10 protein-coding genes, 1 tRNA gene and 1 pseudogene are annotated in these 11,654 nt (G+C 67.8%); 6 read left to right on the top strand and 6 right to left on the bottom strand.

Annotated features, from left to right (window positions below):
• The first annotated feature begins 473 nt into the window (after positions 1-473).
• Both ACSMXR_RS20250 and ACSMXR_RS20255 read left to right on the top strand, forming a co-directional pair.
• The gene (locus ACSMXR_RS20250; protein WP_473169589.1) at positions 474-1,721 is read left to right on the top strand and encodes a GTP pyrophosphokinase; all 1,248 of its coding nucleotides are present in this window, start codon (positions 474-476) and stop codon (positions 1,719-1,721) included.
• A 223-nt stretch (positions 1,722-1,944) separates the two neighbouring features.
• Positions 1,945-2,535: pseudogene (locus ACSMXR_RS20255) on the top strand (tyrosine-type recombinase/integrase).
• 95 nt (positions 2,536-2,630) lie between these two features.
• Here ACSMXR_RS20255 and ACSMXR_RS20260 read toward each other — a convergent pair.
• From ACSMXR_RS20260 to ACSMXR_RS20270, 3 genes are all read right to left on the bottom strand, one after another.
• Positions 2,631-2,704: transfer RNA gene (locus ACSMXR_RS20260), tRNA-Pro, on the bottom strand.
• Positions 2,705-2,732: 28 nt separating this feature from the next.
• Complete coding sequence (locus tag ACSMXR_RS20265; RefSeq protein ID WP_473169590.1) at positions 2,733-3,482, bottom strand: Pr6Pr family membrane protein; 750 nt, start codon at positions 3,480-3,482, stop codon at positions 2,733-2,735.
• Positions 3,483-3,592: 110 nt separating this feature from the next.
• Positions 3,593-4,531 carry a metallophosphoesterase gene (locus ACSMXR_RS20270; protein ID WP_473169591.1) on the bottom strand — a complete coding sequence of 313 codons (939 nt, stop codon included), beginning with the start codon at positions 4,529-4,531 and terminating at the stop codon, positions 3,593-3,595.
• A 79-nt stretch (positions 4,532-4,610) separates the two neighbouring features.
• Here ACSMXR_RS20270 and ACSMXR_RS20275 point away from each other — a divergent pair, with 79 nt between their 5' ends.
• On the top strand, positions 4,611-5,075 hold the full coding sequence (locus tag ACSMXR_RS20275; RefSeq protein ID WP_018514200.1) for a GatB/YqeY domain-containing protein: 465 nt from the start codon (positions 4,611-4,613) through the stop codon (positions 5,073-5,075).
• Positions 5,076-5,191: 116 nt separating this feature from the next.
• Here ACSMXR_RS20275 and ACSMXR_RS20280 read toward each other — a convergent pair whose 3' ends face one another.
• Positions 5,192-7,453, bottom strand: coding sequence for a transglycosylase domain-containing protein (locus tag ACSMXR_RS20280; RefSeq protein ID WP_218525351.1), 2,262 nt, complete (start codon positions 7,451-7,453; stop codon positions 5,192-5,194).
• Between the two features lie 641 nt (positions 7,454-8,094).
• On the opposite strand from ACSMXR_RS20280, the gene ACSMXR_RS20285 reads away from it, so the two are divergent.
• Positions 8,095-8,445 carry a WhiB family transcriptional regulator gene (locus ACSMXR_RS20285; protein WP_030087009.1) on the top strand — a complete coding sequence of 117 codons (351 nt, stop codon included), beginning with the start codon at positions 8,095-8,097 and terminating at the stop codon, positions 8,443-8,445.
• A gap of 44 nt (positions 8,446-8,489) precedes the next feature.
• Here ACSMXR_RS20285 and bagB read toward each other — a convergent pair whose 3' ends face one another.
• Both bagB and bagA read right to left on the bottom strand, forming a co-directional pair.
• The gene (gene bagB, locus ACSMXR_RS20290) at positions 8,490-9,926 is read right to left on the bottom strand and encodes an ATPase BagB (protein WP_473169592.1); all 1,437 of its coding nucleotides are present in this window, start codon (positions 9,924-9,926) and stop codon (positions 8,490-8,492) included.
• Positions 9,923-10,897, bottom strand: coding sequence for an ATPase BagA (gene bagA, locus ACSMXR_RS20295; RefSeq protein WP_473169593.1), 975 nt, complete (start codon positions 10,895-10,897; stop codon positions 9,923-9,925). Before bagA ends, bagB begins: the two co-directional genes overlap by 4 nt.
• A 72-nt stretch (positions 10,898-10,969) precedes the next feature.
• Here bagA and ACSMXR_RS20300 point away from each other — a divergent pair, with 72 nt between their 5' ends.
• Both ACSMXR_RS20300 and ACSMXR_RS20305 read left to right on the top strand, forming a co-directional pair.
• Positions 10,970-11,128 carry a DUF4177 domain-containing protein gene (locus ACSMXR_RS20300; RefSeq protein ID WP_003967454.1) on the top strand — a complete coding sequence of 53 codons (159 nt, stop codon included), beginning with the start codon at positions 10,970-10,972 and terminating at the stop codon, positions 11,126-11,128.
• Positions 11,128-11,598, top strand: coding sequence for a RidA family protein (locus ACSMXR_RS20305; RefSeq protein ID WP_018514204.1), 471 nt, complete (start codon positions 11,128-11,130; stop codon positions 11,596-11,598). The genes ACSMXR_RS20300 and ACSMXR_RS20305 overlap by 1 nt, the downstream gene beginning before the upstream one ends.
• Positions 11,599-11,654: the final 56 nt, after the last annotated feature.

Genomic DNA, 11,654 nt, shown 5'->3' on the forward strand with positions numbered 1-11,654 from the left:
GGTCAACGTATGAGCAGAGCCCAGGGACCAACAGGCGCATCCCCAGCGCTTTGGGGGCATAAGCAGCTCTGCCGAGGTCGGTCTGACAGCTAACGTTCGCTGCTGTTGGTGTCAGTTCCAGCCGGCGACCTTAACGAAGCTAGAGCTTCGGGCTTCGGCATAACTCATCCAGTGGCGCAGATCATCGCCGGGACCCCAGGCCAGAGCGGGGTGGGGGTGGGCACCCCCGGGTGCCGACTGTCAGCGTTGGTCGGCCTCGGACGGCCCGGAGACTGAGAGCCGAGGCCACAGATCGCGGCATGACGACGGCACGCGACCCTGTTTCGCCGAAGCCACCCGGGCGTGGGCTCCGTCTGGAACTGGCGAAGTGGCCCATGTGAAGCGTTCTGTAGGCGATTGCCCTCACACCAGCACCACCTTGCGGCATCCTACACACAGACGTGGACGCGGGACCGGAAGGCGCAGAGGGAGTCATGGAGATCGTTGATCAATTCATTGCACGCTACGCAAAAGAGTACGACTTTTACAGCCGGGCGGCGCAACTAGTCATGCAAGCCCTCGAAAGGGATCTGAAGGAATCAGGTGTCCGCTGCATCGTCACCTACCGCGCGAAGGACATTGAACGACTGGAAGAGAAATGTCGCCAGCGGGCACCAAGGAAGAAGTATAGGACAGTAGAGGATATCTATGAAGATATCGTAGACCTGGCGGGCGTCCGCATTGCACTTTACTTTCCAGCTGAGCAGGGTCAAGTTGAAAAGGCTGTAAATCGCCTCTTCGATCTGGCAGAGAAAAAGATTTTCCCTGAGTCAAACAAGAGGTCTAAAGGCAAAGAGTTCTCCGGATATTCGGCGACTCACTATCGAGTTCGACTCAAGGAGCGCGACCTGATTGACCCGGATACGCGATACGCAAAAGCTCTCGTCGAGGTGCAGGTCGCGTCGGTGCTCATGCACGCCTGGTCCGAGGTGGAACATGATCTCGCCTACAAGCCACTATCCGGCGACCTGTCCGATGGAGAAAAGCAAATCTTGGATCAGCTCAATGGGCTGGTTATAGCTGGCGAGATGTCATTGAGGATGCTACAAGAGGCGAGCGAAAGTCGCGTGGCCCGGAGTGACCGGTTCCTCAATCACTATGAACTCGCTGCATACCTTCTGAATCAGGCAGGTAGGATTCTAGGTGAGCCAGTCGGCGACTCAGGCCTTGGTCGAGTAGACCTTCTTTTCAATTTCTTGAGAGAGTTGAAAAAGGAGGCGCCAGCCGACCTGGATCCGTATCTTGATTCCCTTCATGGGAATGTCGAGACGCGTCCCCTCTCGGAGCAGGTAATCGATGCTCTCCTTGCCGAGGATCCTTCACGGTATGAGCATTTTAATTTCGTTCGAGTCAATGTCGAAGACTCTCTTGATCCTGAATCCCTGAGCTCAAGGATGCATCGAGAGATTGGCCGATTCCTCACGCGATGGGTGAAACTGGAGGAGGTGGTGCGAAATCTACTCCCGCGTGAAGATAGCAACCGAATCGTGGTCCCGCTTTCCCGATCCGTTCTCGATCGGCTCCCAATGCTGGACGCGGAGACGCGCCACGAGATCGATTTGCTTCGGAGGTTGCGCAACAACGTAGTGCATGGGCGGAACGTACCGTCCCCCGGCTTCCTGGCCGAGGCAGCTGATCGTGTTGAGGAGCTTACGGAAAAGATCCTGCGGTTCAATCCTTGAAAGAGTGGTCCCGATTTCCCCGTGCGATCACGGCTGGCCAATGGGTCGGCGGAGCGGCTTTGGGGTGGCGCTGCTTTGGCGCGAGTGATCATGGCCCCGTAAGCTTGCGGCGCGTCGGGTAGTCTGTGGACCTGCCCGGTAAAGCACGACGTTGGGGTCATGATCTTCGAGGCTCGCGCCAAAGTGGCTCCGTAAAGCCGTGGAGCCGACCGCCCCAGCCACGATGTATTCCTTCTCTGGCATTAGGTGGCTGCGTGCGGTGAGCGGAGCGAGCCGCCTTGACCCGAGCACCGTCGCGACGACCACGCTCCTCAGCGAGAAGCACGTCATTCCGTCGCTCGGCGCCCGCAAGCTCCGCGATCTCAGCGCGTAAGACGTTGACCGCTGGCTAGCCAAGAAGTCCAGGACGCTCAGCACCCGCCCCCTCCAGGGTCTTCACTCCTGCCTGAACCGGGCGGCCAAGCGGGCCATGGCCCGGGACAAGGTCAAGCGGAACGTCGTGGAACTCTGCGCGGTGCCTCAGAGACAGTCCGGGCGCCCCTCGAAAAGCCGCTCGAGGCCGCCAACGTCCGCCGCGCCTTCCGTCAGGCGGACGGGGTCGACGCGGCCGAGTGGACGCCTCGGGAGCTTCGGCACAGCTTCGTGTCACTGCTCTCCGACCGTGGCGTCCCCCCTGGAGGAGATCTCCCGGCTTGTCGGTCACTCGGGAACGGCCGTGACCGAGGAGGTCTACCGGAAGCAGATCAGGCCGGTGATCCAGACCGGCGCCGTCGTCATGGACGGTATCTTCGGCGCGGACCCACGGAAGCCGTAGGCACGCAGAGAGCGATAGTCACGCAGATAGACACACAGCAACGCCAGAGGGCCCTTACCGATTCGGTAAGGGCCCTCTGACCTGGTGCTTAGCTGTCGGGGTGGCGGGATTTGAACCCACGACCTCTTCGTCCCGAACGAAGCGCGCTGCCAAGCTGCGCTACACCCCGATGCCCACCGGTCTCCCGGCGACATCGATTACTTTAGCCCACCGGCGGCCGGAGGCGAAATCCGGTTTCTGCGGTGCTGGAACCACCCCGCCACGTTCGGCCGGAGGTGGTCCACGGCGGTGATCAGGACGCCCAGGGCGGCGAAGAGGAGACCGAGGGCCAGGGACTGGGTGAGGGTGCCGGCGTAGCCGTACGTGTCGACGTCGAGGAACGGGTACGGGTAGCGGGCCGGGGTGCCGGGGGAGAGCAGGGCTCCGCGGGCCAGGGTGAGGGCCAGGTAGGCCGCGGGGGCCGTCAGCCACAGCGGGATGTGGGCCAGGCGCAGGGTCCGGGGTGCGGTCAGCAGGAGCCAGTCCGCGGCGACGGTGAGAGGGGTCACCGTGTGGAGCAGGAGGGTCGCGGTGATGGGCCGGTCCGTTTGCGGGGGCGGGTTGCCGCCGTAGTTCACCAGCACCAGGTGGTACATCAGGCCCGTGATCGCGGCGAGCAGGAGCACCCCGCCCGACAGGCGCGGCGACAGCGGTGGGCCGCCTCGCCAGGTACGTACGGCCGACCAGCCAAAGGCGCCCGCGATCAGGAGGTTCGCCAGGACCGTGAAGCGGATCGGCGTCGGTGGCGCGTAGCCGGTCAGCTGGGCGATGACCGGGCCCGCGGCCGCGACCCCGCACGCCGCGGCGCGCAGGGCCGTGGCCCAGGGGCGTCGGCGGGGCCCGGTGGGGTCCGGGAGCACCTCTGCCGCCCGGGGGCGGGGGAGCAGGGCGGTCCGGGGCGCGGTCATGATTCGTACCGTAAGCGGGCGGGAAGACCCCCGCGATTCGTCACCCGCCGCGCGTGAAGGCGCCCCGTCCTGCGCCCGCCCCGCGCCCGGCGCGCGTGAACGTGCCCCGGTCAGGCCTTCGGGGCCAGGGTCAGCAGCGTGGCCTCGGGCGGGCAGGCGAAGCGGACCGGGGTGTAGCGGTTGGTGCCGCAGCCGGCGGAGACGTGGAGGTAGGAGCGGTGGGCGCCCGCCGTGTGGGTGGACAGGCCCTTCACCCGGTCCGTGTCCAGGTCGCAGTTGGTGACCAGCGCCCCGTAGAACGGGATGCACAGCTGGCCGCCGTGCGTGTGACCGGCCAGGATCAGCGGGTAGCCGTCGGCCGTGAAGGCGTCCAGGGAGCGCAGGTACGGGGCGTGGACCACGCCGATGGAGAGGTCGGCGCCGGTCTCGGGGCCGCCCTGGACCTCGGCGTACCGGTCGCGCTTGATGTGCGGGTCGTCCAGGCCGGTGAACGCCAGCTCCAGGCCGTCGAGCTTCAGGCGGCCCCGGGTGTTCGACAGGTCCAGCCAGCCCGCCTCGTCGAAGGCGTCGCGCATCGGCTCCCACGGGTTGTGGACGACGCCGACCGCGGGCTCGTTGCCGTTGAGTCCGTGCTTGCCCTGGACCTTCTCCAGGAGGTAGCGGGCCGGGTTGCGGAGCTTGGGGCCGTAGTAGTCGTTGGAGCCGAAGACGTACACCCCCGGGAACTCCATCAGCGGGCCGAGCGCGTCGAGCACCTCGGGCACCGCGTCCGGGTCGGAGAGGTTGTCGCCGGTGTTGACCACGAAGTCCGGGCGCAGGCCCGCCAGCGACTGGAGCCAGGCCCGCTTCTTGCGCTGACCGCTCACCATGTGGATGTCGGAGACCTGGAGCACGCGCAACGGGCGCGCCCTGTGCGGGAGTACGGGAACGGTGACCCGTCGCAGGCGGAACGAGCGGGCCTCGAATCCGGCGGCGTAGGCGAGTCCGGCGGCGCCGACCGCCGCGCCGACTGCCGTGACTTTCAGGGGTACTCCGTAGCGTGCGCGCATGCGCCCATCGTCGCAGAAGCGGAACCGTGAGCGGAAAACCGGTGGGCGGCCCGGGCCCCGCACCTGTCACAATCGCGGCATGACCACGCTCAAGTCCAAGCTCAAGGAAGACCTCCACACGGCCATGAAGGCGCGTGACGAGCTGACCTCGTCCACGCTTCGGCTCACCCTCACCGCGATCACCAAGGAAGAGGTCAGCGGCAAGTCGGCGCGCGAGCTCTCCGACGACGAGGTGCAGAAGGTGATCGCCAAGGAGGCGAAGAAGCGCCGTGAGGCGGCCGAGGCCTTCGCCCAGGGCGGCCGGACCGAGCAGGCCGAGCGGGAGAAGGCGGAGGGCGAGCTGCTCGACGGCTATCTGCCCAAGCAGCTCTCCGACGACGAGCTGAACGCGATCGTGGCGTCCGCCGTCGAGGAGGCGAAGGCCGCCGGGGCCGAGGGGCCGCGGGCGATGGGCGCCGTCATGAAGATCGTCAACCCGAAGGTCGCGGGGCTCGCCGAGGGCGGCCGGGTCGCCGCCGCGGTGAAGAAGCTCCTCGCCGGCTGAGAGAAGCAAGAGAAGCAAGAGAAGCAAGAGAAGTAAAAGGGTGGGCGGCCCGGTCTCCATCGACCGGGCCGCCCACCCTTTTCTTCTATCTGTACGGGTACGGGGACGCGTACGGGTCAGGGGCCGTTCTGGCCGCCGTCCTGACCTCGCCCGCCACCGCCACCGCCGCCGATCACACCGTCCGGAAGCTCGATGCCCGGGAACCGGTTGCCGTCGTCGCCGGGCTTGCCGTCCTCGCGGTCCTCGTCGCCGCGGTCACGGTCCCGGTCGCGGTCGCCCTTCTCCTTGTCCTTGTCCTTCTTCTCCTTGCCCCGGGGGACGGAGACCGGGTTGAAGCCGGGGGTCTCGGCCGCGTCCAGCGCTCCGGTCATCGCGATGCGCCAGATCGGGCCGGGCAGGCAGCCGCCGCAGACCTTGTCGTAGTACTGGCCGCCGATGGTGACGTTGAACATCGAGCTCTTCTCGCCGATGTCGTCGCCGACCCACACCGCGGTGGAGAGGTTCGGCGTGTACCCGACGAACCACGCGTCCTTGCGGTCGTTGGTCGTACCCGTCTTGCCCGCGTTGTCCCGGTCGCTGAGTCCGGCCTGCGTACCGGTGCCGTCCTCCACGACGCCCTTGAGCATCTGGTTGATCGTGTCCGCGGTCTTCTCGCTCATCGCACGCGAGCAGGACGTCTTCGGCACGGGGATCTTCTTGCCCTGCGGGTCCTTGATGGACACGATGGCGATCGGCGTGCAGTACGTGCCCCGGTTGGCGAACGCCGCGTACGCGCCTGCCATGGAGAGGGGGGTGCTCACCTCACCGCCGAGGGTGATCGAGGGGTACTCGTCGATCTTCTTGCCGTCGCCGCGCTCGTAGCCGACCTTCTTGGCCATCTCCACGGTCTCGCAGAGGCCGGCTTTCTGCTCCAGCATCGCGAAGTAGGTGTTGATGGACTTGCCGAGCGCGCTCGTCATGTCCCAGCTGCCCTTCTCGGACTCCAGCTCGTTCTGGAGTTCCCAGGGCGCGTAGCCGGCCGGGGAGCCGGAGCAGTTGCGGAAGTCCCGCTCCTGGAGCGTCATCTTCCAGTCCGAGGAGAACATCGTCGCCGGGCTGATGCCCTTCTCCAGCGCCGCCGCAGCGGTGAACGGCTTGAAGGTCGAGCCGACCTGGAAGCCGTACGTGGAGCCGCCCATCTTGTTGCTGACGGCCAGGTTGAGCACGGTCTCGTTCTGCTTCTGGTCCAGGCCGTAGGGGCGGGACTGGCCCATGGAGAGGATCTCGCCGTTGCCCGGCCGGACCTGCACCACGGACGCCGCGAACTTGTCGTCCTTGTTGACCTTCGCGGTGGCGGCCTCGTTGGCCGCCTTCTGGGCGCGCGGGTCCAGCGTGGTCCGGATGGTCAGACCGCCGAGGTTCCAGAGCTTGGCCCGGTCCTCGTCGGTCTTGCCGAAGGCGGGGTCGGAGAGGATCGTCTTGCGGACGTAGTCGCAGAAGAAGCCGGAGCCGCTGACGGCGGTGATGCAGCCGTTCTTCGGCCGGGAGACCTTCAGCTTGATGGGCGTCTTCATGGCCTTGTCGGCCTCGGCCTGCGAGATGGTCTTGACCGCGGCCATCCGCGCCAGCACGGTGTTGCGGCGCTTGGTCGCCTCCTCCGTGTCGTTGACCGGGTCGTAGCGGCTCGGCGACTGGACGATGCCGGCGAGCAGCGCGGCCTCCTCCAGCTTGAGGTCCTTGGCGTGCTTGGAGAAGTAGCGCTGGGACGCGGCCTCGATGCCGTACGCCTGCTGCCCGAAGAACGTGATGTTGAGGTAGTTCTCCAGGATCTTCTTCTTGCCGAGCTCCTCCTCGACCTGGATCGCGTACTTCAGCTCGCGGACCTTGCGGCCGAGCGTCTGCTGCGTGGCCTCGGCGACCTTCTCCGGGTCGTCGCCGGCCTCCTCGACGAAGACGTTCTTCACGTACTGCTGGGTGAGGGTCGACGCGCCCTGCGCCGCCCCGCCCGCCTGCACGTTGCGGTTCATCGCGCGGAGGATGCCCTTGAGGTCGACCGCGCCGTGCTCGTAGAAGCGGGAGTCCTCGATCGCGATGATCGCGTCCTGCATGTACGGCGAGATGTCCTTGAGCGGGACGACCGTGCGGTCGCGGGAGTACACCGTGGCGATGGTGCCGCCGTCGCGGTCCTGGATCGTGGTCCGCTGGCTGAGCGGTGGCGTCTTGAGATTGGAGGGGATCTCGTCGAACCCTTCGACCGTCCCCTTGGCGGCGAGCCCCAGCGCTCCGGCTGCGGGCAGCGCGATGCCTGCCAGGACAGCTCCGGAGAGCGCGGCGACACCGAGGAACTTGGCGGCCTGCTGGGTCGTGGTGAGACCCCCGCCCGAGCGCTTCTTTGGCATAGGGGGCAGCCTAATCCGTAGTGATGAACGTGTCGTAGGAGCGGGGGCCTCTCGGAGCGTTCCCGTACCGGACCGTGACATCCGGGAGGGCCGGCCGGTCGCCGGGAGGGCCTGGTGCGCCCCGGACCGGAGCGTTCGGAGGTGCTGTGGGATACGGAGCGGCTGCGGGCATACGGAGGCGTCGCGGAGCGGGCACGCGGACGCGGGCGGCTACGTTCCTATTCGCCGGACAGACGGACAGGCCTTGGCCTAAGCTGCTCTCAACTGTCACAGCAGTCCGGTTCCGTATCAAGCCCCCTGTCGTCCCATGCGCGTCTTCTGGTCATTCTTCACCCGGCCGACGCGCAACCGCATGGCACTTCACGCACACATCGAGGCGCTCCCGAATTCGCCCCGTATGTCGCGAGAAGTCCTTTGCGACTTGAGTGCACTGTCCCCTTTTCATGGAGATAGTCGCGTATGTCCTCGGCTCACTCCCCTGGGTGATCTGCCGCATACGCATAGTCCGTTCGGACCATTCAAGATTGGGCCCGAAGGGGGTGTTGTGCTGTCCGCACCTTCCGTAACGTCCTCAACTGGCAGCGGTGAATATGCCGCTGCCGCCGTGGGGGAGCCTCGATTCGGGAGAGGACGGCGCCGGCATGGGCTGGGTAACCGACTGGAGTGCGCAGGCAGCCTGCCGCACTACCGATCCGGATGAACTGTTCGTACAAGGGGCAGCGCAGAACAGAGCCAAGGCGGTGTGCACCGGATGCCCGGTGCGGACCGAGTGCCTGGCCGATGCGCTGGACAATCGCGTCGAATTCGGCGTGTGGGGCGGAATGACGGAGCGGGAGCGCCGCGCACTGCTGCGCCGCCGGCCGACCGTCACGTCCTGGCGCCGACTGCTGGAGACCGCGCGCAGCGAATACGAGCGGTCCACCGGCATTCTGCCCGGAGTCATCGGGCTGGAGGACGAGGAACTGAACGAGACGTACGCCGCCGTCGGGTAGCCGCGGCCGCCACGAGGCCGTGGTCCCGCCGCTCGGGAGGGTGGCTACGCCGCTCCGGCCGGAGCCGGTGCGGAGCCGCCCGCCAGGCGGTCGCCGATGGCCCGGAGGCCGTCGAGGTCGTGTACGTCGCCGGGCAGCGCCGCCACGACCGTCACCGGCACCTCGGGGTGCCGTGCGGTGAAGCGGTCACGGGTGGCGTGCTCCCGGGCGACGACCTGCATGCGCTCGGCGTGCAGCCGCAGCAGACCCGCCGTCAGGTCCTCGATGCTGATGATGCCGATGGCGTCGACGGTGTCGGCCTCGTCGTCGCCGCTGGTGGTCGCGGATGTCGCGATGTTCTCGTGGGGCGGTTCGTTCTCCGTCGTGTCCTGGTGCTCGGCTGCGGGCTCGGGGCCGGACGCCTGCCCGGCCTCGGGGGAGAGGGGCGGCTCGGTCGTTCCGGAAGCGGTGACCGCCGGATCGGGGTCTTCCCGGTCACCAAAGCCAGCTTTCCCGGCCCTCTGATCCACAATGCGGGCGTCGTCAAGATTTTCTGCGGCCGTCAGCGCCTGCTCGGCGGAGAGCCGCGAAGCCTCGCTGCCGTGCACACGGTTGAGGACCAGACCGGCCAGCGGCATCTCATCGGCGGCCAGCCGCTCCACGAAATAGGCGGCCTCGCGCAGCGCGTCCTGCTCCGGCGTGGCGACCACGAGAAAGGCCGTGCCGGGTGCCTGGAGCAGTTTGTACGTGGCGTCCGCCCGGCTGCGGAAGCCGCCGAACATGGTGTCCATCGCGGCGACGAACGTCTGGACGTCTCGCAGGAACTGGCCGCCGAGCAGCTTGCCCAGCGTCCCGCTCATCATCGACATACCGACATTGAGGAACTTCATCCCGGCCCGGCCGCCCACCTTCGCGGGCGCCATCAGCAGCCGGATGAACTTCCCGTCGAGGAACGAGCCGAGCCGCTTCGGAGCGTCCAGGAAGTCCAGCGCGGAGCGCGAGGGAGGGGTGTCGACGATGATCAGGTCCCACTCGTCGCGCGCCCGCAGCTGCCCGAGCTTCTCCATCGCCATGTACTCCTGCGTACCGGCGAACCCGGCCGACAGGGACTGGTAGAAGGGGTTCTCCAGGATCGCCCTGGCCCGCTCCGCGTCCGCGTGCGCCTCGACGGTCTCGTCGAAGGTCCGCTTCATGTCGAGCATCATGGCGTGCAGTTCGCCCTCGCCGTCGATGCCGTCGACCCGCCGGGGCACGTTGTCCAGCCGGTCGATGCCCATGGACTGGGCGAGCCGGCGGGCCGGGTCGATGGTGAGGACGACGACCTTGCGGCCGCGCTCGGCGGCCCGTACGCCGAGGGCGGCGGCGGTCGTGGTCTTGCCGACCCCGCCGGAGCCGCAGCACACGACGATCCGGATGCCCGGGTCGTCCAGCAGCGCGTCCGTGTCCAGGCCGCCGTCCGCCGCCGCCGGAACCGCGTCCGTACCGGCTGTCTCCGCGCTCATGCGTCTCCCTCTTCGCCCGCGCCCTGCTTACGCAGCTCCATGGCCAGCTCGTGCAGCGCGGCGAGGTCCACCCTGTCGCCGATCAGCGGGAGCTCCGCCGTCGGCAGACCGAGACCGGCCAGCACCGCGCGCTGCTCCCGCTCCAGCCCGACCCGCTCGGCGTGCTGGGCCGCCTGCTCGACCAGAGGGCGTACGAGGGCGGCGGAACCGGTCACTCCGGCCCGGGTCAGCGCCTTGGCGATCTCCTTGCGACGGCCGCCCGCGGCGGTGCGCAGGGCGTCCTCGTCCAGCAGATGCGGGCGGACCATGTTCACGAAGACGCTGCCCACGGGCAGTTCGGCGGCGCGCAGCTCGGCGATGCCGTCCGCGGTCTCCTGGACCGGCATCTCCTCCAGGAGGGTCACCAGATGGACCGCGGTCTGCGAGGACTTCAGGACCCGCATCACGGCCTGGGCCTGGTTGTGTATCGGGCCGATCCTGGCCAGCCCGGCGACCTCGTCGTTGACGTTCAGGAAGCGGGTGATCCGGCCGGTCGGCGGGGCGTCCATGATCACGTAGTCGTAGACGAACCGGCCCTGCTTGTCCTTGCGGCGTACGGCTTCGCAGGCCTTGCCGGTCAGCAGGACGTCCCGGACGCCGGGCGCGATGGTGGTGGCGAAGTCGATCGCGCCGAGCTTCTTCAGGGCGCGGCCGGCGCTGCCGAGCTTGTAGAACATCTGGAGGTAGTCGAGGAGTGCGCGTTCGGCGTCGATGGCCAGCGCGTACACCTCGCCGCCGCCCGGCGCGACGGCGATCTTGCGCTCCTCGTAGGGCAGCGCGTCGGAACCGAAGAGCTGGGCGATGCCCTGCCTGCCCTCGACCTCGACGAGGAGAGTGCGCCTGCCCTCGGTCGCGAGGGCGAGCGCGAGGGCGGCGGCGACCGTGGTCTTACCGGTACCGCCCTTGCCGCTGACGACCTGGAACCTGCTCACGTATTCGAGCCTAACCAGTCCGGCCCCGGCCTACGCACGGGACCGTACGTGCCAGGCGTTACAGTCGGGCCCATGACCAAGTGGGAATACGCGACCGTGCCCCTTCTCGTGCACGCGACCAAGCAGATTCTGGACACCTGGGGCGAGGACGGCTGGGAGCTGGTCCAGGTCGTTCCCGGCCCGAACAACCCCGAGCAGCTCGTGGCCTACCTGAAGCGGGAGAAGGCGTAGTGGCGGGCGCCGTCGAGGCACAGCTCGCCGAGCTCGGCCTGACCCTGCCCGCCGTGGTGCCGCCGCTGGCCTCGTACCAGCCGGCCGTGCAGTCCGGGGTGTACGTGTACACCTCCGGCCAGCTGCCGATGGTGGACGGCAAGCTCGCCGTCACCGGCAAGGTCGGCGCCGAGGTCACGCCGGACGAGGCGAAGGAGCTCGCGAAGACCTGCGCGCTCAACGCGCTGGCCGCCGTGAAGTCGGTCGCCGGCGACCTGGACCGGATCAAGCGCGTCGTGAAGGTCGTGGGCTTCGTCGCCTCGGCCTCCGACTTCACCGGACAGCCCGCCGTGATCAACGGCGCCAGCGAGCTGCTGGGCGCGGTCCTCGGCGACAAGGGCGTGCACGCCCGCAGCGCCGTGGGCGTCGCCGTGCTGCCGCTGGACGCACCGGTCGAGGTCGAGGTCCAGGTGGAGCTCGTCGACGCCTGAGGATCCTTGCCCGCTCGTCCTTCCGATCCCGCCCGGTCCCGCGACCGGGCGGGATC

Source organism: Streptomyces sp. DSM 106670 (assembly GCF_055792845.1).

Coding starts and splice junctions, on each gene's coding strand:
- ACSMXR_RS20280 (WP_218525351.1), bottom strand. CDS start 7,453: ATGCCAAAGAAGCGCTCGGGCGGGGGTCTCACCACGACCCAGCAGGCC.
- ACSMXR_RS20285 (WP_030087009.1), top strand. CDS start 8,095: ATGGGCTGGGTAACCGACTGGAGTGCGCAGGCAGCCTGCCGCACTACC.
- bagB (WP_473169592.1), bottom strand. CDS start 9,926: ATGAGCGCGGAGACAGCCGGTACGGACGCGGTTCCGGCGGCGGCGGAC.
- ACSMXR_RS20265 (WP_473169590.1), bottom strand. CDS start 3,482: ATGACCGCGCCCCGGACCGCCCTGCTCCCCCGCCCCCGGGCGGCAGAG.
- ACSMXR_RS20275 (WP_018514200.1), top strand. CDS start 4,611: ATGACCACGCTCAAGTCCAAGCTCAAGGAAGACCTCCACACGGCCATG.
- ACSMXR_RS20300 (WP_003967454.1), top strand. CDS start 10,970: ATGACCAAGTGGGAATACGCGACCGTGCCCCTTCTCGTGCACGCGACC.
- ACSMXR_RS20270 (WP_473169591.1), bottom strand. CDS start 4,531: ATGCGCGCACGCTACGGAGTACCCCTGAAAGTCACGGCAGTCGGCGCG.
- ACSMXR_RS20250 (WP_473169589.1), top strand. CDS start 474: ATGGAGATCGTTGATCAATTCATTGCACGCTACGCAAAAGAGTACGAC.